Below are 24,086 nucleotides of genomic sequence, written 5' to 3'. Positions count from 1 at the left end.
TTTCAGAGCATATCACCCGGCCAGGCTTTTCAGGAAACGGTACAACAGGCGTACACCGGTACCTGTCGCTCCTTTCCCACGGTAGCTATCCGGTTGGCTCAGAAAAGCGGCTCCAGCAATATCCAGGTGGATCCAAGGATAGTCCACAAAGTTTTCGAGAAATTTCCCGGCGGTGATCATTCCTGCTTCGCGCGGCCCCAGGTTTTTCAGGTCGGCAATATCTGATTTTAGCAGTTCGCCATATTCTTCCCAAAAAGGAAATTCAACCACCCGCTCGTACACTTCGTGCCCCGCTTTTTGAAGTTGCTGCATCACTTCCGGTTTCGCAGTTCCCATGCCCGCAATTCCATAGTGTCCCAGCGCAACAGCTGCTGAACCGGTTAGTGTAGCTGCGTCGATAACCAGTTCCGGGTCAAATTTCTTCGCATAGCTTAATGCATCTGCCAGCAACAAACGCCCTTCTGCATCGGTGTTGAGCACTTCCACCGTTTTGCCGCTGTACATGGTAATCACATCGCCCGGAACATAAGCATTTCCATCGGGGCGGTTATCAGTTGCCGGAATCAGCGCAATAACATGCAATGGCAAACGGTTCAGCGCAGCCGCATAGATGGCTCCGCCCACAGCAGCTCCACCCGCCATATCCGACTTCATGTAATCCATCGAATTGGCCGTCGGCTTGAGGCTCATACCTCCCGTATCATACACCACACCTTTACCCACCAGGACAATCGGTTTTTCATTCACCGGGTTTTCCGGTTTCCACTCCATGATGGTGAAGGTCGGAGGATCGATACTTCCTTTGTTGACCGCCAACAAACCGCCCATTTTTAGCGATTCGATTTTCTGTTTGTGAAAAACATCCACGGTCATTCCGGCTTCTTTTCCCATTTTGGTGAAAGCTTCTGCCAAACGCTCAGCATTCATGTGCGACAGCGGCTCATTCACTAAATCGCGTGTTTGGTGAACACTCTTCACCAGGTTGGCCAATTCCGTTACGTCAGCATCACTCAGTTGCTCAGAAACCAAAGACAAATTCTTTAGCGGACTGTCTTTCCCTTTTTTGTCGGTAAAATGGTTCAAAAACCGGTAGCTACTCAATGCCACTCCTTCGGCGACAGCCAAAACAGCCTGGGCATCATTCCCTGATATGGCCAGTTCTTCCAGTTTTTCTTCGGTAGCCCGGGCAGCAATTTCGTTTCCTTTTTTCCGGCATTCCTCTAAAAATGCCTCTTCACCTTTGTCCTGTTTGGGAACAACCAGAAAAATCCATCCATCCAATCGGTTGATGAAAATTAATTCCGCTTTATCTTCCAACCGCTTTTCGGTATATTTTTTTTCTTTCTCGTCAAGCGGAACAGAGGCCAGCTCCGAGTCATCTTTTAATATGTATACCAGATTATTACCCTTGTATTCACTTTGTCTTTTCAGTTCCATATCGAAAATTTAAATTTACTGATGCAACATTATCCCCTGAAAAAGGTTGAATCTTTTTAAAAAGGATAGCCGTAAAAATCAGCAACTATCGTATTTGAAAATTAGTACCTTTACGCCAAATTTTTACTACATGAATTTCGAATCAATATACCAAAAAGCCTTAAATTTTGAGGCATTGACCGTTGATGAAGGATTGCTGCTGTATGAGCATGCTCCCACTCCGGAGTTGATGCATGTAGCAAATGAGCTGCGGAAGAAGAAGGTGCCCGGCAACGTGGTAACCTGGATAATCGACCGCAACGTAAATACCACCAACGTATGTGTGGCCCACTGTAATTTCTGTAATTTCCGACGCGATATCGGCGATAAGGATACCTATACAACCACCATCGAAGAGTATTCTGAAAAAATTGAGGAAATGCTCAAGCAGGGTGGTAATCAGCTGCTGCTCCAGGGCGGCATGCATCCGCGATATGGTATCAAGTTTTATACCGACCTGTTCAGTGAGTTGAAACGCCGTTATCCGGAAGTGAAACTGCACTCGCTGGGACCACCTGAGGTGGCACACATCGCCAAGCGCTCTCGTTTGAGCTTCCGCGATACGCTTATCCAACTGCGGGATTCGGGGCTGGATAGTTTGCCCGGAGCCGGTGCAGAAATTCTGTCGGATCGGGTTCGCCGGATTTTATCACCCGGAAAGTGCAACACGCAGGAGTGGCTTGACGTAATGCGTGAAGCACACAAACTGAAAATGGTGACTTCGGCTACCATGATGTTCGGAACGATTGAAACCAACCGCGAGCGCATCGAACACCTGGCTTTGCTTCGCGATGTGCAGGACGAACGCCCGGAAGGTAGTGATGGCTTCACCGCTTTCATTCCTTGGCCGGTGATGTTGGAAGATACCGAGCTCTACCAGAATATCGAAGTTACTCCGATTGAGCCAATGGAATATGTGCGGATGATTGCCGTTGCACGTATCATGTTGCACAATGTGACCAACATCCAGGCATCGTGGTTAACAGTAGGAAGAGATACTGCACAGCTTTGTCTGAATGCCGGAGCCAATGATATGGGTTCCATCATGATTGAGGAGAATGTCGTTTCTGCTGCTGGCGCATCGTACCAGATGAATGCCAAAGGTATTCAGCAATCCATTATCGATGCTGGTTTCCGTCCGCAACTGCGTAACCAGGGTTACGAGCATGTGGAGTTGCCGGAAATGGTTCCGGAATTACAGCCGGCATAATTAAAAAGAAACTTTACTCTCGAGAGTTACCACATAAAAAAGAGGCGGAATAATTAGTTCCGCCTCTTTTTTATGCCCAATTGCTTTCGCAAATTTATTTTGTCTCTACCGAATCAACCGGTGGCGCACTCGTGTCATTGCCCATCTCAGCCATCCGGTTAATCTTGTCGTTCTTTTTCTGGTCAGGGAAGCGCACCGAATAAATCATGGCTTCCACCTGCCTCATCAATTCCCGCTTATCTTTCTTCGGAGCGTAAACAAATCCTTCCAGTGTCAGTACACGACCACGAATCGGGTCGAGTGTGCTGATGCTAACAAAAGGACCTCCCATGAAATCGCCGTGCACCTTCCAGAGCCCGCGCAGCATAGCAGTGTAATTACCGTTCAGCTTAAAGGCACGGAAAAGAGTAGGAATCTGTCGCTCTGTCATCATGTAAGTGCCGGGATCGGGACCGGGAACATTTTTCTTCAGCACTGAATCGCGCTTATTCAGCAGATAATTCCTGGTAAAGGTACTATCGGAAGTATACGGGTACCAGTAAGCGATTACATCCTGGCTAATATTCGGAGTCTCGTAACGAATCCATACAAAATTGGTCGTATCCACTGAAACAACAAATCCTTTCGGCACGTTGAGCGTGAAATGGTGCTCTTTTGCCATCCGCTCGGCAACGGCATCATTTTTAAATTTTCGGTCGGCATACATTTTCATCAACCGGTTCCGCTCTTCTTTCACGAAGATGCTCACGATATCGTTTCCCTTTTTGGCAAAGAAATCGGTAAAACTCTTTTCATTGGGCGCCTGCACCGAAACAATTATCTGCGGTTTCGCCCACACATTGCGCTGTATCGTAATCTTAGGTTCTTTCACCGAAGGGTTAATCTTCGTCAGCAGAAGATTTCTGCCGGTTTTAAAAATCTCACCAAATGCCTGCGGCGGGATATGCACTACGTTCAACATCGGCTCCTCCTGGGGCAAATCGGCAACAGGCTGCGCCAGGAAATGAAAGATGGTATCGCCTGCCTCGCCCTCCCAGGTAGCCTTAGGAATCACGACAACAATTTCGCCTGGCTTTCCGGTAGAATTTTTCATTGTTGGATTACTGTCTCCCCCACAGGACGAAAGCATCGCTCCCAATACAAAGGTGACAGTCAGTTGAAATAGTATCTTCTTCATGATACGCTATATTTTAGATTTATTGACTCGATAAGAAAATAAACAGAAACAACCTTGCGACAAAACCGTAATCCGGTTCCCATTCCGGGACGAATTACAAATAGTCAGGTCAAGGCTGCATGGTTATCAAACGTTGTCTTACAAAATGATACAATGGTTAATTCGAAATTAACAAAATCATTTAAGGAAAAAAAGTTAAAGAATATCAACGAACAAACCCCGGCTCATCTGAACCAGGGTTCTGTGTTGTATCAGTCTGAATATTTTTCAGTCTACTCTTTGAGTGTCTCTTTCGAACTCTCCTCTTTCTTCGAAGATTTCTCCTCGGAACCACCCTCATCGTTGGTGGCGTTTTTAAACTCTTTCATACCCTTCCCAAGGCCGCGCATCAGTTCCGGTATCTTCTTGCCTCCAAACAGAAGCAGAACAATGACCAATATGATAATGATTTCCTGCGGGCCAATGAACCCTGCTATCACGAATAAGTTCATAATGTCATGTTTTAAAGGTTTGGTTACAAATTTAGAATTTTTTTCATACGATGTTCTTCATCCACAGGAAATGACACACTAGCCCTTGAATAATTTAATAATGTCGTTTCCATTGGCGAAAATCAACAGTGCAAACAGAATCACCATTCCGGCAATCTGCGCGTACTCCAGGAATTTATCGCTGGGCTTACGGCCCGAAACAATTTCGTAGAGCAGGAACAGTACATGGCCCCCGTCGAGTGCCGGAATGGGCAGAATATTCATTACGGCCAAAATAATCGACAGGAAGGCAGTCAGGTTCCAGAACGAGCGCCAGTCCCAAATACCCGGGAAAATGTTCCCGATGGCAATAAAACCACCCAACGATTCGTATGCTTTCGTTTCGGGCTGAAACAACAGCTTGAATTGCTTCAGGTAATTATCGACGGTATTAAAACCTTTCGTCACACCAGCAGGGATGGATTGCCAAAAGCCATAGGTGAGTGTTTTAAAGGTAAACAAGCTGTCGAGGTTCATCATGGTACGTTCGACCCCAAGCAAGCCATTCTCACCAATCGTCACCGGTAACGTCTTTGTCGCACCGTCCCGGTCAATGGTCACATCCACCGTTTTGCCTTTCGCATCTTTCAGTGCCTGGACAAACTGGTCGTTGTATGCAAAATGCTGTCCGTTGATGGCTACTACTTTGTCTCCAATATCCATTCCGGCATCCCGCGCGGGCGATTTCTTCATGAATCCATGCACCTTAAGGGAATAAGGAATCCGGACGCCCAACACGTTTTTATTATTCAGTAATTTGGCAATATCTTCCTGCGTAATCGGAACTTTCACGTCCTTCCCATCACGCTCCACCTCTACATAGCTCGCTTTTTCAAGTACAATGGTCGGAACGATTTTCGTGAAATCAGCAACCTTCTCACCGCCAACATTTAATATTTTATCACCGTTCTGGAAGCCAATCTCTTTACCGGTTTGGCTGGTGACGATTCCGTACTTCACATTAGCTGTCGGCAGGTATTGCTCACCCCATGTGTACAACACCATGGCATACAGGAAAAGCGCAAAAAGAAGGTTGAACAGCACACCACCAATCATGATCAACAGTCGCTGCCAGGCCGGTTTCGACCGGAACTCCCATGGCTGCGGAGGTTGTTTCATCTGCTCTTTGTCCATCGACTCGTCGATCATCCCCGAGATTTTCACATAACCACCCAGCGGCAGCCATCCAACGCCGTACTCGGTTTCGCCTTTTTTAAATTTAAAGAGCGAAAACCACGGATCGAAGAAAAGATAGAATTTTTCAACCCGGCACTTGAAGAGCTTGGCGAAAATAAAGTGTCCAAACTCGTGAAGGACAACCAGAATTGAAAGACTCAGGATAAGCTGAGCCGCCTTAACCAAAACAACCATAGTATCTTTATCGAATCGTTTTTAACTATTTTCATTTACCAATGAGACAGCCCTTTCGCGAGCTTCCCGATCGGTTTCAACATAATCTTCGTACGAAGGTTCATTCACCAACGAAGTTTTCATCATAACTGCCTCATTGATACATGCCATTTCGGTAAAAGCGATTTTTCTGTCGAGGAATGCTTTTACAGCAATTTCGTTGGATGCGTTGAGTGAACAGGCGATATTTCCGCCCTGATGCAAAGCCTCATACGAAAGTGCAAGATTACGAAAATTTTCGGTATCGGGTGTATCGAATGTGAGCGTCGGGTAATCGGAGAACCGGAAGCGAGGGAAATCGCTGGCTAACCTTTCGGGATAAGCCAATGCGTACTGAATCGGGACGCGCATATCGGGCATGCCCAGTTGCGCTTTCAAGGCGCCATCCTGGAACTCCACCAGCGAGTGAATGATACTCTGCGGATGCACGACCACGTCAATCTGTTCCGGCTTTAAGCCGAAGAGCCATTTGGCCTCAATCACTTCAAAGCCTTTGTTCATCAGCGAGGCCGAATCGATGGTAATTTTCGCGCCCATGTCCCAGCTCGGATGTTTCAGCGCGTCTTCCGGCGTAACTGCCCTCAGCTCTTTCGCTGTTCTTCCGTGAAAAGGACCGCCCGAACAGGTCAAAATCACTTTCTCGATGGGGTTCATGAACTCGCCGGCCAGGCATTGGAAAATGGCCGAGTGTTCCGAATCCACCGGAAGTATGTCCACCTTCTTTTCGTTGGCCAGCCTTACAATCAGCTCGCCGGCTACAACCATCGTTTCCTTGTTCGCTAGCGCAATGTTTTTCCCGGCATTGATGGCATTGATGGTCGGAAGTAAGCCCGAGTAGCCCACCATGGCTGTTAAAACCAGGTCGACGGAGCCCATCGAAACCACCTGTGCCACCGCATCGGCGCCGGCATATACTTTAATCGGTTCCGAAGCCAGCGCATCACGGACCTCGTCGTATTTTTCTTCGTTGGCAATAACCACAACATCGGGCCTGAACTGACGCGCCTGCTCAATCAACAACTTTGTGTTATTGTTGGCCGTCAGCACCTCCACAGTGAACCGGTCAGGATTTTTTTCAATCACCTCCAGCGCCTGTGTTCCGATAGAACCGGTTGAACCCAGTATGGCAATGTTTTTCATGATGTTCCGCCTAAAAATTGATGTAATCTTCGGGGTTCAAAGGTACACCAGATTGCCACATTTCAAAATGAAGATGCGGCCCGGTTGTTTCCATTCCGGTATTTCCCATAATGGCAATGGCTTCGCCGGCTTTCACCTTGTCGCCGGCCTTTTTCAGCAGCTCGGAATTGTGCTTGTAGAACGTCACCAGGTTGTGCTCATGCTGAATCTCAATCACATATCCGGTTTGCATCGTCCATCCGGTAAATACCACTGTACCGTCGAGCACCGATGAGATGCGGGTATTTTTCTTCGCCACCACATCGACGCCAAAGTGACCCGAAGCCGCATCGAAGTGGTTGGTGATGACACCATTAATCGGCGGGAAGAACAACAGCTCCGAAATGCCGCGTTTGCGGTCGGGAGTCTGGTTATTCAGAGAGAGATTAAATTGTTCGCGCGACAGTTGATCCTGGAACAGGCTGTCGTGGTCGTATTTTTTGAAATGTATCTGGTCGAGCCGAACGATCGTATCGGGCGAAGTCGTTTCGTCCGGGGGCGTTTCGCCGGCCAGCAACATACGGATGTCGCGGAAATACCGATCGCGCACAGCCAACTCGCTTTCCAGCGAATCGACCATCAACGCATTTTGCACAATGGTTTGACGCATTTCTCCGGTAGGATAACCGGGTATATATTCCCTGAGCGGTGTAAAGGCGATAAGCAAGATAACAGCCACAATCAGTAAAATCACCACCGAGGCGATGAGCATGAACAACGATTGAGGCGTAAACCGGAACTGCCCAACAGTATGCAGGTTCTGGTCGTTAAAAATCACCATCCGCAGGGGATTCTTCATTTTGTAGCGAAGGCGCTTCTTCTGGTTTTCCGTAATCATTCCGTCCTGTTTTCTCTGGTTGCCAAAGTTAATAAGAAAAAGGAGAAATTTTTTTATTTGCGGCTACCGCTTCATCATCAAGTAACAACACCTGAATACGCCCCCAATCGCGATGAATTTTCATGAATTTATTTGGAGGGACACAAAAACTGATCTATATTTGCAACCGCGTTTGAGAAACATACTCAACGCCTACATTGCGGGGTAGAGCAGTTGGTAGCTCGTCGGGCTCATAACCCGGAGGTCGCAGGTTCGAGTCCTGTCCCCGCTACTACGAAGCCGGTTTCTTAACCGGCTTTTTTATTTTACCCTCCAAACACTTTTTGATTATGCTACCTTTGATGGACAGTATGCATGATTAAAAACAACAAACCGACAATGGAATTTTCCGATTTTCAAGAACTGAAACCTATCATCCTCAAATCCGTCATCACCTGCCCTGAATGCGGTTTTCAGAAAGAAGAAACAATGCCTGAAAATGCATGCAGCTTCTTTTACGAATGTACCAACTGCCACACTATCTTAAAGCCAAAGGAAGGAGATTGCTGCGTGTATTGTTCGTATGGTACCGTTCCTTGTCCTCCCATTCAGCAAGGAAAGAACTGTTGCTGATACAATATTTAGATATTACTTATTCCAGATACAAACAGAGAAACCCGAAATCATCGGCTTCGGTTTTTTTCATACATGGTTGATCAAGTTCAATATTCTCTCAAGTAGCAATTGATATATAACTTTTAAGTCCTTATCAATAAGGAATAAGTCAAAATAGCTTCCCTGAGAAAACGCTTTTTTGAAGGATTTCAGTATTATATTTTAATTTTATAGTTGTGATACATTCACTAATGTTTTATTAAAAGACTTCATGAAACATAAATTCAATAGGGGCATTTTGCTCTTAATAACATTCTTGTTTTTATTACTGGCTTTTCTATTTTTTATAACACCGACATCCATCCCTATTATTACGGTTTCCAGTGGAATACTGCAGCTTGTCATCATCTTATTTCCTGTTATTTATGTTATCCGAGAGAAGGAAAAACTTAACAGAAAAGGATATGTTTTTGTGTCAGCCGCAGTATTACTAGTAATACTACAAATCATTACCTATAAAACGACCTCATCAGAAAAGGAAAAGCTAAAAAATCAAAACCAAGCACTTAAAAGAGAGATTGAACAATTATCTGACTCCTTAACCTATCAAAATCGATTGCTTATCTCAATAGAAAAGAACACTCTTTCTGCACGTAATAGTGTTGAAAAATTAAAGGCTGCAAATGCCTCCTTATCATCTTTTAAAATAAAATCTGGACGACCTTTAATGACTCTTGACAAGGCAAAAATTATTAAAGACAATCATGCCCCACATAATTATTCCATCGTTTTTAGATTTGTCAACATAGGCGAAAGACCAATGACTAGAGTAAGTGGTAATTCTTTCAGCGTATGCGGAAACGACGTGACGTATTATGGAACAATGTCCATTAACTATTCAGATTCTTATCCTAAGAACGGAAGTTTTACGGCACTGCTCAAATTGAATTTCAATCCCGATTCTACCTCGCTAAGAAAACCCATCTATTACTATTTCAAAACAACATATTTTGATATTGCTACAGGTAAGAGCTACTCGTACGATACCGCCTTGAAAATGGCACCTTTTCAAGCTGGGAAATACGCAAGAGAATTGCAACTCTGCCGCAATTGGGAAAAGGAACAAATATTACAGAAATTCCACCAAGCAAAAAAGTAGAGTAGCTTCTAATACTGAGAAAATTCTCTAAATACAAAATATCATTATAAAGAATAACGAAATGTTTAATTCCCCCCTAAACATTTCCCCTTTCCAACCCTTTACTATATTTACGTTTTAAACCCATCGAAAATTCAATTATGAACTGGAAACATCTTGCGCGCGGAAGGTACCTGCTGCTGATTCTTTCGCTCACGCTTCTCCTTTCTTCCTGCCAGAAGAAAACCGTCAACCTCGAATTCATTGAAACCAGCGATGTACACGGCTCTCTTTTCCCGTGGAATTTCATGACCGATACGACCGCCAGTCATTCGCTGGCATCGGTTTATTCTTACGTGAAAGCCGAGCGGGCCAAACCCGACCAGGATGTGATATTGCTCGACAACGGCGACATTCTGCAAGGCGAACCCGACGTATATTTCTCCAATTTCCTGCAGCCCGATAGTACCAACATCGTGGCTCGGGTCTACAATTTCATGAAGTACGACGCCGCCACCGTAGGTAACCACGACATCGAAGCAGGACATCACGTGTACGACAAGGTGCGCAGCGAGATGCACATGCCGTGGATGGCGGCCAACGCCGTCCGCACCGACGACGGAAAACCGTATTTCAAGCCCTACACCATCATCGAGAAAGAGGGCGTGAAGATTGCCGTTCTGGGCATGATTACCCCGCACATTCCGTACTGGCTTCCGGAAAAAATCTGGAAAGGGATGGAGTTCGAAGACATGATTGAAACCGCCCGCAAATGGGTGAAAATTATCCAGGAGAAAGAGCACCCCGATGTGCTGATTGGCCTGTTCCACTCGGGTGTCGATTATACCTACGGCGGAACGACTGCCAAGACCTACAAAAACGAAAACGCCTCGGCGCTGGTAGCTGAACAAGTGCCCGGCTTCGACATTGTGTTTGCCGGCCACGACCACCGCGAGTGGAACAAGTGGGTAACCAACACCGCCGGCAAAAAAGTACTTATTATGGGACCACAGGCCCATGCACGCGAATTTCCGGTAGCCAAAATGAAGCTGACTTACGACAGCTCCGACAAAACATGGAAGAAGGAAATCACTTCCGAGGTGAAGCATTCCAAAAACTACCAGCCCGATCCGGAATACATGGCGCACTTTAAGCCGTTTGTGAATGAGGTGAAAAAATGGGTGAACCAGCCGGTGGCCAAGCTCACGGGCGAAATTGATACCCGCGATGCTTTCTTTGGTAGCTCGAGCTTTATGGGACTCATCCACAAAGTGCAGCTGGCGCAGAGCGGCGCCGACATTTCCCTCTCGGCTCCCACCATTTTTGACACGCAACTGAAAAAAGGCGAGCTGTACGTCCGCGACATGTTCCGCCTGTACAAATACGAGAACCTGTTGTACACGATGAAGCTCTCCGGGAAAGAGATCAAAGGATACCTGGAATATTCGTACGCCGGTTGGTTCAATACCATGAAAAGCCCGAATGACCACCTCATCAACTTCCGCAAGGACAAAGAGGGCCACCTAATGGAGAACAAAGGTCGCGGCACGTATTCGCTGGCCAAGCCGTATTTCAATTTCGATTCGGCCGGCGGCATCAAGTACACCGTCGATGTGCGCAAACCAGCCGGTCACCGCGTACACATCAACTCCATGTCGGACGGAACGCCCTTCCGGGAAAACCACATCTACAAAGTGGCGGTGAATTCCTACCGGGGAAATGGCGGCGGCGGTCACCTCGAAGAGGGAGCCGGCATTCCGCATGACGAGTTGAATGCGCGGCGCATCAGCACCACCGAAAAGGATTTGCGCTTTTACATGATGAAGTGGCTGGAAAAACAGGGAACTTATACTCCGGTTAATCCGGAGAACTGGAAAGTGATTCCACAAGCCTGGGAGAAAAAAGCCCGCGCCGTCGACGAACCGATGATGTTCGGAAAGGAAGGAAACAATTGATGGTTGTCCTTCCGGGAAAATATATAGAAAAGGCTGTCTGGGAAGGCGGCCTTTTTTTATTTAATTCAACCCGCTTCGGGGTTGGGGTCCAACCTCAGAAACCCAACCCCCAATTGCATTGGGGGTGAAGAATAGTTCACCCGGCTTCGCCGGAAACGTCAACCTTATTTGGTTCACAAACCAGATGAATTATTTTCCCGTTAAGGTTCGAATTATTCTTCCCCTAGGCTCTAACCAGAAAGGGTAAGTAGATTTTGGTCTCAGCATCTGGTAACGGAGATTCCCGCAAGGGAATAATCATTCTTCACCTCCGGCAAAACCGGAGGACCAGCAACCTTACTAACAAGCAACTCCAAAGGAGTTGAATATTCTTATAGTAGATACTTCTCGTCGAACGTAACTCCGTTCTCATTTAAAAGCTTGATGTATTCCTCTCGAAAATCGGCTTCTTGTGATGCTCTTGTTGATTCATCACATATCTTATGGTTGCGTCCTTCTCCCTTAGTGATATGGTAAAAGCTCCGTAGCCTTCAGCCCATCCTTTGAATTGAGGATAGAGTTTCTCTCTCTTTATCCAAAGCGAAGTAGAAACCTTTATTTCCCGAACTAAATCAGCTAATGCCACTGAAGGATGAAGATGACAAACCAAGTGTACATGATCTGAAACCGCATTAACCCGATATAGCTTACAATTTTTGTTTTTCAAGATGCCCCATATGTATCTCAATAAGTCATCGTTATTGGAGTAGTGAAGTACTTTTTGGTTATTCTTCGTCCGGAATGTAATGTGATAAAGGATTTGATGGTAACTGGCCATGGTCGTATAACTTTCAAAGGTTCTTGGGAGTGAAATTTTCTTCGAATAAATAAGTTACGAAGATTTGAGAAGATTATTCAACCCACTTCGGGGTTGTATATAACCGAAGTACTCCAACCCCCAATTCCATTGGGGGAGAAGAATATTTATCCGGCGTCGCCGGAAGAAGTCCCCGATTTGATTTTGGCGTTTGGTGCGTTGTTTTCCTATTAGGAAAAACTGATAATATGCCAATACAAATATTGATAAATATATTATTACCCGGTCTCACTGGAAACATCAAATTGAATTATACTCCAAACCGATGGATTCTCTTTCCCGTTAGGGAATAACGATTTTTCACCTCCGGTGAAACCGGAGGACCAGCAACCTTACTAACAAGCAACTCCAAAGGAGTTGAATCGAAACAATGAAATCTTTGAAAATTTGCGTCCCGTGTTGTTGTGATATGAAAAAGCTCTCAGAATTTTCTTTGTCTCCGGGCTGCGGCATCAAAAAACTTCAACGGTTTTTGTTCCCCTGGAGCCAGGGCGTGAGAGAACGCGAACGGATTCCGTTCCCCGGGAGCCCGGGCATGAAAAAACACGGACGTATTTTGTTCCCCGGGGGGCCGGGCATGAAAAAACGCACGCGGATTTTGCTCCCCCGGGAGACCGGGCACGAGAAAACACAGAAAGTTTTTGGTGCCTCAGACCCGCGGCAACCTCATGTTCTTACCGAGTCGTTCCAGTCCAGCCGAGCCCAGTTTCAGGATTCCGAAGAGGATGACCAACGCAAAGATGATGGAGGCGCCGGAGGGAATATTAAAGGAATAGGAGAAAAGTAGTCCGGCCATGGAACCAATGAAGGCAAAAATCACCGACAGAATCATCATGGTACCGAAGTTCCGGGTGAAGATATTGGAAATGGCTTGCGGAATGGTCAGCAGTGACATCACCAGGATGATTCCTACTACGCGAATATTCATCACGATAGTTAGCGCCACCAAACTAATCAACACCAGGTTGAATAACCTTACCGGCGCGTTGTTCGTCAGGGCAAACTCTTCGTCGAACGACACAAACAGGATCATCCGGAAGAAGGTGATGAAAAAGGCAATCACCGCCAACGTTATCAGCCCCATGAAAAGCAAATTCCCGGCTGAAACCGTCAGGATATTCCCGAAAAGGTAACTCATCAGGTTGGGTGCATAACCTGGCGTGAGGTAAACGAAAATAATTCCAATAGCCATACCAAATGCCCACAACATCGCGATAGCCGAATCCTCGCGCACATCTGCTTTCCGGGTAAAGAATTCAATACCCAGTGCCGACAACACACCAAAAATCAAAGCTCCCAGAATCGGGTTAATGCCCAGGAAATAGCCCAGACCGATTCCACCAAACGAAGCGTGCGTAATACCTCCGCTGATGAAAACAATGCGTCGCGAAACGATGTATGTTCCTACCAGTCCACAGGTGATGCTCGCCATGAGCGCCGCCCAGAAGGCATTCTGAAAAAATCCGAATTGAAAAATTGAGGCCAGGCTATCCATTAGTGATCGTGTTGTAAGAGAACGGTGTGCGGTATTTGTCCGTGCGAGATAATCTGAATCGGACATTCATAAGCCGCCAGTTGTTCGGTTGATATTTTATTCGACGGGTGGTAATGCAGGTTGCGATTCACACAAGCGATGGTTTTTACATAAGCAGTAATCGTACCCACGTCGTGCGAAACCAGCATAATCGCCATATCCTTGTTAAGGATACGCAGCCGCTCGTACAACTCACGCTCAAACTTATTGTCGACATACGTGTTCGGCTCGTCCAGAATCAGCAATTTCGGCTGGTTCACCAACGCACGGCTCAACAACACCCGTTGCAACTGTCCGCCTGACAGTTCGCCGACTGCTTTTTTCCGCAAAGTGTAAATACCCATCTTTTGCAGCAAATCGGTAGTTCGTTCGTTTTCCTCGCGGGAATAACGTCCAATCAGCCGGTTCCGCGACATCAGTCCGCTTCGCACCACATCAAAAACCGTAATGGGAAACTTCTTGTCAATCCGGTTCACCTGCGGCAGATACCCAATATGATGATGGGAACCTTCCCGCATCGACTCATTGAAAACAATTTCGCCTTTGATGGGTGGCAACAACCCCAGCATGGTTTTCAGCAAGGTCGTTTTTCCACCTCCATTGGGGCCAATTACCCCGATAAAATCTTGGGGATTAACGGTCAGGTTCACGTTGCTCAGGACCACTTTTTTTTCGTAGCCCGCGGACATATTGCGTATTTCGAGGAGACTTTCCATGTGTATTCGTTTCCGTTTCAACCGCCGGTTCATTCCCCGATGGAATATTCCGTCAGTAAAAAATGAAATTAGCAATTAAACAATGAAGTAACAACCCTAAGCGTGAGTAGTTCACCAAAGACTGTCAAACAACTTGGCTGCAATAGAGAGTGTTTCCTTTGGCCAGTCCTCGTCCAGTGGGTCGATTTGCATCACATCGGCATGGATTTCGCGGGCAATGGTTTCAGCGTCCGCTTTATCGAATTGCTTCTGAATCAGGATCAGCTTGATGTGCTGCTTCCGGGCCTTTTTAACAATCTCTTCCATGTGTTTGGGCGAAGGTGATTTCCCTTCAAATTCGATGGATTCCTGAATCAGACCATAGTCGCGTGCCAGGTAGCCCAGCGACGGATGGAAAATCAGGAACCGCTTTCCCTTCAGCAACGACAGCTTCATACTCACCTCATGATCAACCCGGGCAATTTCGTCGAACAGCTTCTGCAGGTTCTGGTAGTAATATTCCCGGTTGCCCGGATCGATGGCCACCATTCCTTCAAAGATATTGATGGCAATTTGCTTGGCCTGCTTGGGCGATGTCCAGATATGCGGATCAACTCCTTCGTGGTGATCATGGTCGCCATGTTGTATGGTATCACCCTTAATCAGCGTAATTCCGGTGTCGGTGTAAAACAATTCCATGTTGGGATTGGCCTGCCGGATGCGATTCAACCACGCATTCTCAAAACCAAGATGACCAACCGCAAAGTAGGCCGCTGCATTCGAAAGTTTTTGTATTTGCCGGGGCGTAGGCTCATAAGTAGCCGGGCTGGCACCCGGCGGAACCATCACCTCAACGGGAAACCGATCGCCAATAATTTGTTTGGCAAAATATTTTAACGGTAAAATACTGACAAAAACCGCAGCAGAATCAGCCTGACTTCCACCAGACGATTTGTGCGAACGATTTGAACAGGAACCAAACAGAAATGACGCAATGGTCAACAAAATTAAAATCTTCTTCATGCAGAAATGCTACTTCAGTTTAAGGGGTTTCACTTTAATTTTTCTTGGCGGAACCGGATCGAGACCATGTGTTCCCCAGGGATGACAGTGCAGAATGCGGCGGGTTCCCAAATATAAACCTTTAAAAGGCCCGTGAATTTCCAGCGCCTTTATCGCATACTCCGAACACGTTGGAATATGACGGCACGAAGCCGGTGTCATTGGCGAAATGAAATACCGGTAGAAGTATACCGGGATCTTCAAAATCCAGATAAAAATTTTACGAACCCACTTTCCCATCACTCAAAATCCCTGTAAAGTAAACTCGGTTGTATCCCCTGATTCAATTGATATTTTCCACTTTGATATCGTTCGTACTCCCCGTCGATGGTATGGTAGTAAATCTGGCAGATTTCCACACCAGCGTAGATACGAACCGGCTGAACACAAAATATTTCCAGTGTCCAGTAACCGCTGAATCCCACATCGCCGAAGCCTGCCGTCACATGAATAAACAGCCCCAGTCGCCCGACAGACGAACGTCCTTCGAGCATCGGAACGTAATCTTCGGTCCGGGTGTACTCCAAGGTACGTCCCAGGTACAGTTTATTGGGTTGCAGTGTCAGGCCTTCCGGTGGAATTTCCATCTCACTCACCTTGTTCGGACTCTTCATGTCAAGCACATCCTCATCGTACACCAATAGTTGGTTATGCAAACGAAGATTGTAACTGTTCGGATTCAACTGCTCAGGCCGGAAGGGATCAATAAAGATCTTCCGGTTCAGCTGTTTTTCAATTTCCTTTCCCGACAGGATCATCTTTCGAAGGTATTTCCATGAGATTCAAGATGTAAAATTACCTTTTTTAGCATGACTGCCGAAATTTTTAAAAGGAATTTCGGAGAAAGCTGTCCAAATTATAGTGCATCAGTCATTTTTGACGAAAGTTGCCTGATTTTTCCTGAGGCTGAACCAACCGGATGGATGGGTGTTTATTCAACACAAACGCATAACGCTTTATGGGAAAATCAGCTGATTACACAAAATACGACGATGAATTATACCAGGTGGCGCTTTTGAAAAATGAAGAGATTGCGCCCGGTGTTTATGTCCTTTCCTTGCCCCGGCTCCACGATTTCAAAGCAGGGCAGGTGGTAAAAATCGGTCTGCCGGAAGGCGAACCACCTCGCATGTACAGCATTTGCAGCGGCGAAAAAGAAGACGAATTGAAAATCCTGTTCAACGTAAAAGGCGGCGGCTGGCTCACACCGCGTCTGGCCAAGTTACAGCCCGGCGATTCAATTCTGATTTCGGAACCGATGGGTGATTTCACCGGTGATGATGAACCAGCCTGGTGGGTCGCATCCGGAACGGGTATCGCACCATTTTACAGCATGTTCAAATCAGGTTTGGGCACAAACAAAACGGTTGTACATGGCGGACGTTACCTCCAAAATTTTTACTTCGAAGATGAGTTCCTGCCGGAATTGAAAGATCAGTATATCCGTTGCTGTTCGCAGGAAAAAGGCGGCGATGTGTACCACGGACGACTTACCCATTTCCTGGAAGACCAGAATAATTTACCGAAGGATCAGAAATTCTATCTCTGCGGTAGTCCGGAAATGGTCGTCGAAACCCGCGACCTGCTCATCCGGAAAGGAATTCCCTACGGAAACATTGTGGCCGAAATCTATTTTTAATGAACGATTTACATGCATCGTTCGTGATGCGGTGTACATTGATTATCTTTGCAGCGGTTAAAGGAAAATCAAAAGCTTTGGCCTAAACAGAGGAGCAGCATGGAGAAGGAAAGATTATTTGGAAAAACCCTGGACGAACTGAAAGCGGTAGCGGAACAGGTTGGCTTGCCCAAGTTTGCGGCAAAGCAGATGGCCGACTGGCTGTATAAAAAGGACATTCGGTCCATCGACGAAATGACCAACCTGTCGGTGAAAGGAAGAGAAGCGCTGAAGGAGCGTTATACGTTCGGACTGACCGAACCGACCAAGGTACAGGCCAGCATCGACGGCACGAAAAAATATCTCTTCCCGACCGACCATGCAAAATTTATCGAAACAGCGATGATCCCTGACGATGATCGCAAAACGGTTTGTGTTTCGTCGCAAGTCGGTTGTAAAATGGGCTGCCTCTTCTGTATGACCGGAAAGCAAGGTTTCCAGGGACACCTGACAGCCGGCGAAATCGTGAACCAGATTCGCAGCATCGAGGAAAATGGCGAAGTGACCAACATCGTCTATATGGGTATGGGCGAACCGTTCGACAACCTCGACAATGTCCTGAAGAGCGTCGAAATCCTGACGTCGGACTGGGGCTATGCGATGAGTCCAAAGCGGATCACCGTTTCGACCATTGGTATCATTCCGGCAATGAAAAAATTCCTGGAAACCAGCACTGCCCATCTGGCTGTCAGCCTGCACTCACCATTCGATGACGAGCGCAAACAGCTGATGCCGATTCAAACGGCATACCCTATTCAGAAAGTGCTGGATGAAATCAAAAGCTGGGAATTTGGCCGGCAACGCCGCGTTTCATTCGAGTACATCATGTTTGGCGGATTGAACGATACCCCGGCACACGCCAAGGAGCTGGCCCGCATCCTCAACGGCATCAAATGCCGCATCAACCTCATCCGGTTCCATCCTATTCCGGATACACCGCTCAAAAGCAGCGATGAAGAGACACTGCAGTCATTCAAGGATTTGCTCAACAGCAAAGGAATTCTGACCACCATTCGTGCTTCGCGCGGACAGGATATTTACGCTGCCTGCGGATTACTGTCGACCAAAGCGCTGGTGAAAAAAGAAGAAGAGCCGGACTATTAAGCTCTTCGCAAAAGCAAAAAATCCAGACAGAATTTCACAAATTCGTTTTACCTTGGGTGAAAACAATTAATCTTCCAACCCATGGATCGCTACGAATACAAATTCTACCGCATCAAGCTGACTCCTTTTTTTAGGAAGCCCAAAGAAGACTACCACGAAGTAACAGCGCGCATGACAAAAGACGGCTGGAAGCTGGTACAGATTTTTGCACCGCCAACTTCGGGGTACGGTTCTGCCAGCTATTTTGAGCTTATTTTCGAACGTCAGCGAATGTAATTTTGCTTAACGCGGAGAAAGCGTAACAAACGGCACGAGCATTTCCTCCAGTGAAATACCACCGTGCTGGAAGGTATCTCGGTAATAACTCACGTAATAATTGTAGTTATTCGGGTACGCGAAGAAATCGGTTCCACTGGCGAAAATAAACGTTGAACTGACATTGGACGACGGCAAAAATCCCGCTCCCGGGTTCGTCATTTCAAATACTTCCTTCCGATTGTATTTCAGATTACGCCCCTGCTTGTAGCGCAGGTTGGTATTTGTTGACCGTTCGCCTATCACCTTAAGCGGATTGTGAACGCGAATGGTACCGTGGTCGGTCGTGACCACGAGCTTGATATCTCTTGTCGACAGCTCCTTAATCAACTCGAGCAATGGAGAGTGTCGGAACCACGATTCGGTGAGAGATCGGTAAGCCGCTTCGTCGTTGGCCAGCTCGCGAATCATGTCCATTTCCGTCCGCGCATGCGACATAATATCGACAAAGTTGATGACCATCACGGAAAGTGGATTTTCGAGCATATTGGCGAGGTTATCGAGCACACGCCGGCCTGATTTCAGGTTGGTCATCTTTTCGAAACTGAATTTCTCACTTCGCCCATAACGAGCCATCTGGCGGGTAAACAACTCCTCTTCGTGCTGATTCTTGATGCCCTCTTCCTCTTCATTCAACCAAAGATTCGGATAGGTTTTGGCAATTTCGGACGGCATCAATCCTGAAAAAATCGCATTCCGGGCATACATCGTCGCAGTAGGTAAAATACTGAAGTACAATTCCTCTTCGTCGGTCGTGTAATATTCCCGAACAATCTGCTGAAGAATACGCCATTGATCGTATCGGAGATTATCAATCAGCAAGACAAAGACTTTTTCACCCTGGTCGAGCAACGGGAAAACGCGGTGACGGAAAAGATCGGGAGAAATTAACGGGCGTTCGCCGGCCGGTTGTTCCAGCCAGTCGAAATAATTCTTTTTCACGAAACGGGAAAATGCCTGGTTCGCTTCACTTTTCTGCATCAGCAGCACTTCGTCCATCGTGTGATCATCCGATTCCTCGAGTTCCAATTCCCAGAAAACCAGTTTCCGGTACACTTCCACCCAATCCTCGTGTGTCAGCGAGTCGTTGATTTGCATCCCCAATCGAGCAAACTCACTCTGATAAGCAGAGGTCGTTTTCCGGGTAACCAACTCCGTCTTCTCGATATTCTTCTTAATGGAGAGTAGAATCTGATTGGGATTGACAGGCTTAATAAGGTAGTCAGCGATTTTGGCACCGATGGCCTCCTCCATAATGTCCTCTTCCTCACTTTTGGTAATCATCACCACGGGGATTCCGGGGACAACATTCTTGATGGAGGCGAGTGTTTCCAGGCCACTAAGTCCGGGCATATTCTCATCAAGAAAAATAATGTCAAAGTTCTTTCGGTTGACCTGTTCGATGGCATCATCGCCGTTTGTTACAGCAGTTACGCTATACCCCTTTCCTTCCAGGAAAAGCAGGTGAGGTTTAAGCAAATCAATTTCATCGTCAGCCCAAAGAATTCGGATCGTCTTCATATATTAAGTTCAGGATTAACGTCTTTGTCTTACCGCAGTCCCAATTTAAAAAAACTATCTAGTTTTTCAGGTAGAACTGACCAAAGAACTCGAGATAAGGTGTGAGATTTTTCTTTTGCTTAAGAATCTTCTCATTGGCCGCGCTGATGACAAAGTTTCTGTACTCCTTGTCTTCCAACGGTGTAAACAGCGGTCGGCTGGCAATCACCTTACGGAAATAGACCATCGAACTTTCCTTTCCTCCGAGGCCACTAATCACTAACATCATCCGGTTAGCGTCCAGCGGTTCGGTCTCCACTTTGATTTTACCAGAACCAAAATTGTCCGTGTTAAACTTCTCGAAACCCGATTGCAATTTCGCCAAATCAACACCTGCAGCTGAGAAGACCAGGATAAACCGGTTATCATCTCCCAGGTTGGTATTGTACGGTCCGTTGTACGAGGGTGCCGGTTGGGCTGCCGGAGTTGTTGTTTCAGCTGCTGCTTTTTGCGTCGCAGGTGTTTCCTCCGTTTTTTTCGGTTGTGGAATTTTTCCCAGATAAGCGCGAGAGAAGAAATCCATGTAACCATCAATGTCTTTCTTTTTCTCCAGCAATTTCAGATTCGATTCCGAAATATAGAAATTCCGGTAGTTTCCACCGTTTAACGGAGCAAACAACTCGCGGGTTTTCACCACGGCTCGAAAATAATCTTTTGCCACAGCTTCCCCTGTTAAACCGGTTACCAGTAATGCCGGTTTCCCGGAAACGGTTCCTTTAACAACAGCCAGGTTCAAATCGGCATAATTGGTCGAATCGAATGCAGCAAATAACTCCTGCAACGGCTGCAAATTCTGCTTCGTATTTTCCGGAATCAGCACAAACTGATGCGCTTCATCAGATGTCCGGTGATAACTGTTCGGATCGACCGTCGTTTTCACCACCACAAACTGCCCCTTTTCTTCCGGCTCTTCCTGCTTACGCGCTTTGGCCAGCAACTCTTCCGGATTAGGCAATTCATTCTGCGGGAAGTCGGAACTGATGTACCGGCTGTAATTCTTCATGAAGAACTTCAGGTATTCATGGTAATCATGATCCGCCAGCAACGTCCGGTAGTTCGGCGACGAAGCAATGAAATTGACATATTCCACACCTTTGAGCGTTTCGAATACTTTCCGTTTCCGGATGATGGATCGGAAATAGATCAATCCCTCCTCCTTATCAGGAAGACTGCGCACGACCACCATCTGCGAACGCGCGTTCAGATTCACTTTTTCAATATCGAAATCCTGCTGCGTGTAATAGTCAATATCGTAATTGGCGATGTCGAAAATCAAGCGGTTGACATCCACCTTCGCCTGACGCGGGAAGACGATAACAAAATAATGGAACACATCTTCCTTGTAAGAGAATTTGCCACCGAACTCATCGTTCTTTTGGTTCTCCTCCTGCACAACTTCCGGGTTCTGAATATTCTGATGGATATATCCTTCCGCCAGCATTTTCTGGTAATCAGCCAGCGTACTATCCTGAAGCCGACTGTAAATTTTATTGGCCAGCGGCAGTGTTTCAGCATGCGGATTGGCAGCAATGTAAGCTTTCAGACTATCGGCAAATACTTTGCGATCCTGCTGCGTACCTTTCGAAACCACTTCCAGGAAGCGGGTCTTGGCTACCAGGTTCGTGTCGGGATGCATGGCCAACAACTGCCGGGCTTTTTGTGCAGCTCCTTTGAAATCCCGATCCTGATACAAGCTGAATGCTTTGCTGTACATCCGGTTCATGCTGTCGCGCTGAGCCTCCAGCGTCACAAAATAGTTCGGGTCTTTCAGGAATTTTGCGTATTTCGAGTTGGGATATTTGGCGACAATCAGCTGCTCATACTTGGCGGCATCCGCCGTTTTCTCCTGTGTTTTGTATATCTGATACAAGTCGAACCAGGACATGAGCTCCAGGCTTCCTCCCGGGAATTTCCGGTCCAGTTCCTCCAGCATTTCCGCCGAACGCTGATAATCGTTGAATTCCGAACGATAGATTCGTGCGGCATTATAATAAGCCAGCATCAACCGGTCGTTGGAAGCCGCCATCAATGAGTCAGTCAACGGCACATCCTGCAGGTAATAATCGCGCTGTCGCGGATCGGAAACCCGCTGTTCCGTCACCTGAGCGGAGTCGCTTTGTGTTTCTTCGGCCAGCTGGTCCGTATCGCTTGCCGAAAGCTGGTTTTTATTCAGCCTCCGCCAGTTATCCTCCAGCTTTCTTTTTCCCCAAATGCGGCGGAACTCTTCTTTCCCGATTCCCACTGTAGTAGGATTATAAAAATACCACGAGCCGTCGTTGCTTCCTTGAATCGTATTTCTTCGCTGGTTATACCGGTAATAATTTTGCGTCAACTGCTGGTTGCGTTCTTCTTCCCGTTTCTGAGCCTCTTCCTTATTGATTTTGGAAATCCAGCTATCAACCAATGCATTCCGATCAGCCGTTGTCATTTGTGCCAACCGTTGCAAACTATCTTCCCGTGTGATGGTATTCAGATTGGTCACCAAACGGCCCAAACTCGCTGCCCGCGATGAAATCTCGTCGTATCCGGGATACGTATTGTCAATCACAACCAATGTGCTGTCGTAGTAACTCTGCGATTGCACATAGTTTTCGTCCTGAAAATAAATACGAGCCAGGGTCAGGCAGGTCTCTGCACGCTGCGCATTATTGTTTTTGCTGTAAGCAGCCGATTTCCGGTAGTCATCAATAGCTTCTGCCTTCATGCCTTCCTTCATCGCCACTTTTCCCATAGCAAAGTAAATCCGATCGCGGAACTCTTCATTCTTCTCGTCGCGAAGCATGCGCCGCAACTGTTTTTTCAGATCGTCGGCACTTCCGGCTCCGGTGTATTCTTCGGCCCGGTTAATCCGCGCGTTAAATGCCATCTCGTAAGGTGGACGCATCTTCAACACCTTCCGGTAGTAAGCTACTGCATCAGCTTGTTGATCGGTTTCGGCATACAATTGCGCCAGGATATAGTTGTAACGGAGTTTTTTCTTTCGGGGAAACCGGTTATTTACAGCCGACTTCAAATGCGGGATGGCTTGTCGGTACTGGGCCTGCTTCATGAAATAATCAGTCTGCACCAGCTCAAATTCTTTCAACAGCTTTTTCGGGAAGTTGGGATCGCCCTGCAGCAAATCGAAAATATCCCGGGCATTGCTGTATTGTCCATTCTCGTTGTATGCACGGGCCAACCAAAGGTAGGCTTCATAGCGAATCGGCTCTTTGCTGAAGTTGCGAATAACATAGGAGAAATTCTCGATGGCCCGGTAATAATTGTGCTTGTAGAAATAAGCCCGCCCCATTAAAAGGTATGCATCATCGACCCATTTGTTGAATTCCGTTTTCGAAGCAAATTCCTTGTACCGTTCCGAACGGTTACTTCGCCGGCGTGGTTTCCTGGTAATGGAGTGCTGCGTAATCAACTTCGAGCACTTCATAATCGCTACGTCCATCGTCGAACGCGCGGCATTAGCCGCCTCTTTTTCGCTCGCTTTATATAACGGAAGGATGTGCGTGTAGTCGTTCTTCACGGCCTGATCGACCTGCCCCAATCCCGATTTCACACTTTCTTTCGCATTGAAATAGATGTTATAGTGTGAAGTTAGGTTATTGTAGGCTCTCGACATGAACGTATTTTTACTGGTCGAACATCCCAGTACCAATCCACTCAGGCCAAGCAGAAAAAAAATATATCGGGTTTTCAGCTTCAACAATTCTTCCTTTTGCTATGGGAAATTGGAATTCAGCAACGAGCGGTAAAATAACCAAAATGAATCGCTCTGCCACAA

Annotated in this window: 21 protein-coding genes and 1 tRNA gene; 8 read left to right on the top strand and 14 right to left on the bottom strand. The window is 46.8% G+C overall.

What is annotated here, in order from left to right:
* Positions 1 to 12 precede the first annotated feature (12 nt).
* Positions 13 to 1,437, bottom strand: coding sequence for a leucyl aminopeptidase family protein (locus AC060N_RS01030; protein WP_479525521.1), 1,425 nt, complete (start codon positions 1,435 to 1,437; stop codon positions 13 to 15).
* Between the two features lie 130 nt (positions 1,438 to 1,567).
* Between AC060N_RS01030 and mqnC the strand changes: the two genes are divergently transcribed.
* Complete coding sequence (mqnC, locus tag AC060N_RS01025; RefSeq protein WP_479525520.1) at positions 1,568 to 2,686, top strand: cyclic dehypoxanthinyl futalosine synthase; 1,119 nt, start codon at positions 1,568 to 1,570, stop codon at positions 2,684 to 2,686.
* 94 nt (positions 2,687 to 2,780) lie between these two features.
* On the opposite strand, the gene AC060N_RS01020 is transcribed toward mqnC, so the two are convergent.
* The 5 genes from AC060N_RS01020 to AC060N_RS01000 all read right to left on the bottom strand — a co-directional run bounded on the left by AC060N_RS01020 (position 2,781) and on the right by AC060N_RS01000 (position 7,820).
* Positions 2,781 to 3,863, bottom strand: coding sequence for a DUF4837 family protein (locus AC060N_RS01020; protein ID WP_106541190.1), 1,083 nt, complete (start codon positions 3,861 to 3,863; stop codon positions 2,781 to 2,783).
* A gap of 272 nt (positions 3,864 to 4,135) precedes the next feature.
* Positions 4,136 to 4,354 (bottom strand): twin-arginine translocase TatA/TatE family subunit, encoded by a 219-nt coding sequence (tatA, locus tag AC060N_RS01015; protein WP_194831589.1) that lies wholly within the window; start codon positions 4,352 to 4,354, stop codon positions 4,136 to 4,138.
* Between the two features lie 78 nt (positions 4,355 to 4,432).
* Complete coding sequence (rseP, locus tag AC060N_RS01010; protein WP_479525519.1) at positions 4,433 to 5,764, bottom strand: RIP metalloprotease RseP; 1,332 nt, start codon at positions 5,762 to 5,764, stop codon at positions 4,433 to 4,435.
* A 21-nt stretch (positions 5,765 to 5,785) separates the two neighbouring features.
* Positions 5,786 to 6,943: a 1-deoxy-D-xylulose-5-phosphate reductoisomerase gene (locus tag AC060N_RS01005; protein WP_479525518.1), complete on the bottom strand. Its 1,158-nt coding sequence runs from the start codon at positions 6,941 to 6,943 to the stop codon at positions 5,786 to 5,788.
* A 10-nt stretch (positions 6,944 to 6,953) separates the two neighbouring features.
* A complete protein-coding gene (locus AC060N_RS01000; protein WP_153640973.1) occupies positions 6,954 to 7,820 on the bottom strand; it encodes a M23 family metallopeptidase in 867 nt (288 codons plus the stop codon).
* A gap of 198 nt (positions 7,821 to 8,018) precedes the next feature.
* Here AC060N_RS01000 and AC060N_RS00995 point away from each other — a divergent pair.
* The 4 genes from AC060N_RS00995 (at position 8,019) to AC060N_RS00980 (ending at position 11,507) form a co-directional block, all read left to right on the top strand.
* Positions 8,019 to 8,091: transfer RNA gene (locus tag AC060N_RS00995), tRNA-Met, on the top strand.
* 83 nt (positions 8,092 to 8,174) lie between these two features.
* Positions 8,175 to 8,432: a GDCCVxC domain-containing (seleno)protein gene (locus AC060N_RS00990; protein WP_479525517.1), complete on the top strand. Its 258-nt coding sequence runs from the start codon at positions 8,175 to 8,177 to the stop codon at positions 8,430 to 8,432.
* Positions 8,433 to 8,685: 253 nt separating this feature from the next.
* Positions 8,686 to 9,573 carry a hypothetical protein gene (locus tag AC060N_RS00985; protein ID WP_479525516.1) on the top strand — a complete coding sequence of 296 codons (888 nt, stop codon included), beginning with the start codon at positions 8,686 to 8,688 and terminating at the stop codon, positions 9,571 to 9,573.
* Between the two features lie 140 nt (positions 9,574 to 9,713).
* The gene (locus AC060N_RS00980; protein WP_479525515.1) at positions 9,714 to 11,507 is read left to right on the top strand and encodes a bifunctional metallophosphatase/5'-nucleotidase; all 1,794 of its coding nucleotides are present in this window, start codon (positions 9,714 to 9,716) and stop codon (positions 11,505 to 11,507) included.
* Positions 11,508 to 11,919: 412 nt separating this feature from the next.
* On the opposite strand, the gene tnpA is transcribed toward AC060N_RS00980, so the two are convergent.
* The 6 genes from tnpA to dcd all read right to left on the bottom strand — a co-directional run bounded on the left by tnpA (position 11,920) and on the right by dcd (position 16,412).
* A complete protein-coding gene (gene tnpA / locus AC060N_RS00975; protein WP_479525514.1) occupies positions 11,920 to 12,324 on the bottom strand; it encodes an IS200/IS605 family transposase in 405 nt (134 codons plus the stop codon).
* A gap of 688 nt (positions 12,325 to 13,012) precedes the next feature.
* Positions 13,013 to 13,858, bottom strand: a complete 846-nt coding sequence (locus AC060N_RS00970; protein WP_479525513.1) for a metal ABC transporter permease — start codon at positions 13,856 to 13,858, stop codon at positions 13,013 to 13,015.
* The gene (locus AC060N_RS00965) at positions 13,858 to 14,613 is read right to left on the bottom strand and encodes a metal ABC transporter ATP-binding protein (RefSeq protein WP_153640968.1); all 756 of its coding nucleotides are present in this window, start codon (positions 14,611 to 14,613) and stop codon (positions 13,858 to 13,860) included. Before AC060N_RS00965 ends, AC060N_RS00970 begins: the two co-directional genes overlap by 1 nt.
* Before the next feature lie 111 nt (positions 14,614 to 14,724).
* A complete protein-coding gene (locus tag AC060N_RS00960; RefSeq protein ID WP_153640967.1) occupies positions 14,725 to 15,615 on the bottom strand; it encodes a metal ABC transporter solute-binding protein, Zn/Mn family in 891 nt (296 codons plus the stop codon).
* Between the two features lie 9 nt (positions 15,616 to 15,624).
* The gene (gene yidD / locus AC060N_RS00955) at positions 15,625 to 15,894 is read right to left on the bottom strand and encodes a membrane protein insertion efficiency factor YidD (protein ID WP_463235433.1); all 270 of its coding nucleotides are present in this window, start codon (positions 15,892 to 15,894) and stop codon (positions 15,625 to 15,627) included.
* Positions 15,894 to 16,412, bottom strand: coding sequence for a dCTP deaminase (gene dcd, locus AC060N_RS00950; RefSeq protein ID WP_479525512.1), 519 nt, complete (start codon positions 16,410 to 16,412; stop codon positions 15,894 to 15,896). The genes yidD and dcd overlap by 1 nt, the downstream gene beginning before the upstream one ends.
* Before the next feature lie 200 nt (positions 16,413 to 16,612).
* Between dcd and AC060N_RS00945 the strand changes: the two genes are divergently transcribed.
* The 3 genes from AC060N_RS00945 (at position 16,613) to AC060N_RS00935 (ending at position 18,712) form a co-directional block, all read left to right on the top strand.
* Complete coding sequence (locus AC060N_RS00945; RefSeq protein ID WP_479525511.1) at positions 16,613 to 17,293, top strand: ferredoxin--NADP reductase; 681 nt, start codon at positions 16,613 to 16,615, stop codon at positions 17,291 to 17,293.
* Between the two features lie 99 nt (positions 17,294 to 17,392).
* Entirely contained in the window at positions 17,393 to 18,436 is a 1,044-nt protein-coding gene (gene rlmN, locus AC060N_RS00940) for a dual-specificity RNA methyltransferase RlmN (RefSeq protein WP_479525510.1), read from the top strand.
* Positions 18,437 to 18,517: 81 nt separating this feature from the next.
* Positions 18,518 to 18,712, top strand: a complete 195-nt coding sequence (locus AC060N_RS00935; RefSeq protein WP_153640962.1) for a DUF4177 domain-containing protein — start codon at positions 18,518 to 18,520, stop codon at positions 18,710 to 18,712.
* 6 nt (positions 18,713 to 18,718) lie between these two features.
* On the opposite strand, the gene porX is transcribed toward AC060N_RS00935, so the two are convergent.
* Positions 18,719 to 20,272, bottom strand: a complete 1,554-nt coding sequence (gene porX / locus AC060N_RS00930; protein WP_479525509.1) for a T9SS response regulator signal transducer PorX — start codon at positions 20,270 to 20,272, stop codon at positions 18,719 to 18,721.
* A 58-nt stretch (positions 20,273 to 20,330) separates the two neighbouring features.
* The gene (gene porW, locus AC060N_RS00925) at positions 20,331 to 24,008 is read right to left on the bottom strand and encodes a type IX secretion system periplasmic lipoprotein PorW/SprE (RefSeq protein ID WP_479525508.1); all 3,678 of its coding nucleotides are present in this window, start codon (positions 24,006 to 24,008) and stop codon (positions 20,331 to 20,333) included.
* Positions 24,009 to 24,086 lie beyond the last annotated feature (78 nt).

It is taken from the genome of Prolixibacter sp. DSM 2831, assembly GCF_056493735.1.
The sequence above is the reverse complement of the archived record's forward strand: the minus strand, read 5'-3'. Positions and strand labels throughout refer to the sequence as shown.

What these genes read in the sequence shown, in the direction of transcription:
- AC060N_RS01000 (WP_153640973.1), bottom strand. Translation starts at nt 7,820, where the DNA reads ATGATTACGGAAAACCAGAAGAAGCGCCTTCGCTACAAAATGAAGAAT.
- dcd (WP_479525512.1), bottom strand. Translation starts at nt 16,412, where the DNA reads ATGATCCTGTCGGGAAAGGAAATTGAAAAACAGCTGAACCGGAAGATC.
- AC060N_RS00945 (WP_479525511.1), top strand. Translation starts at nt 16,613, where the DNA reads ATGGGAAAATCAGCTGATTACACAAAATACGACGATGAATTATACCAG.
- AC060N_RS00935 (WP_153640962.1), top strand. Translation starts at nt 18,518, where the DNA reads ATGGATCGCTACGAATACAAATTCTACCGCATCAAGCTGACTCCTTTT.
- rlmN (WP_479525510.1), top strand. Translation starts at nt 17,393, where the DNA reads ATGGAGAAGGAAAGATTATTTGGAAAAACCCTGGACGAACTGAAAGCG.
- AC060N_RS00980 (WP_479525515.1), top strand. Translation starts at nt 9,714, where the DNA reads ATGAACTGGAAACATCTTGCGCGCGGAAGGTACCTGCTGCTGATTCTT.
- AC060N_RS01020 (WP_106541190.1), bottom strand. Translation starts at nt 3,863, where the DNA reads ATGAAGAAGATACTATTTCAACTGACTGTCACCTTTGTATTGGGAGCG.
- porX (WP_479525509.1), bottom strand. Translation starts at nt 20,272, where the DNA reads ATGAAGACGATCCGAATTCTTTGGGCTGACGATGAAATTGATTTGCTT.
- AC060N_RS00970 (WP_479525513.1), bottom strand. Translation starts at nt 13,858, where the DNA reads ATGGATAGCCTGGCCTCAATTTTTCAATTCGGATTTTTTCAGAATGCC.
- rseP (WP_479525519.1), bottom strand. Translation starts at nt 5,764, where the DNA reads ATGGTTGTTTTGGTTAAGGCGGCTCAGCTTATCCTGAGTCTTTCAATT.
- AC060N_RS00990 (WP_479525517.1), top strand. Translation starts at nt 8,175, where the DNA reads ATGATTAAAAACAACAAACCGACAATGGAATTTTCCGATTTTCAAGAA.
- mqnC (WP_479525520.1), top strand. Translation starts at nt 1,568, where the DNA reads ATGAATTTCGAATCAATATACCAAAAAGCCTTAAATTTTGAGGCATTG.
- AC060N_RS00960 (WP_153640967.1), bottom strand. Translation starts at nt 15,615, where the DNA reads ATGAAGAAGATTTTAATTTTGTTGACCATTGCGTCATTTCTGTTTGGT.
- AC060N_RS01005 (WP_479525518.1), bottom strand. Translation starts at nt 6,943, where the DNA reads ATGAAAAACATTGCCATACTGGGTTCAACCGGTTCTATCGGAACACAG.
- tnpA (WP_479525514.1), bottom strand. Translation starts at nt 12,324, where the DNA reads ATGGCCAGTTACCATCAAATCCTTTATCACATTACATTCCGGACGAAG.
- AC060N_RS00985 (WP_479525516.1), top strand. Translation starts at nt 8,686, where the DNA reads ATGAAACATAAATTCAATAGGGGCATTTTGCTCTTAATAACATTCTTG.
- AC060N_RS00965 (WP_153640968.1), bottom strand. Translation starts at nt 14,613, where the DNA reads ATGGAAAGTCTCCTCGAAATACGCAATATGTCCGCGGGCTACGAAAAA.
- yidD (WP_463235433.1), bottom strand. Translation starts at nt 15,894, where the DNA reads ATGGGAAAGTGGGTTCGTAAAATTTTTATCTGGATTTTGAAGATCCCG.
- AC060N_RS01030 (WP_479525521.1), bottom strand. Translation starts at nt 1,437, where the DNA reads ATGGAACTGAAAAGACAAAGTGAATACAAGGGTAATAATCTGGTATAC.
- tatA (WP_194831589.1), bottom strand. Translation starts at nt 4,354, where the DNA reads ATGAACTTATTCGTGATAGCAGGGTTCATTGGCCCGCAGGAAATCATT.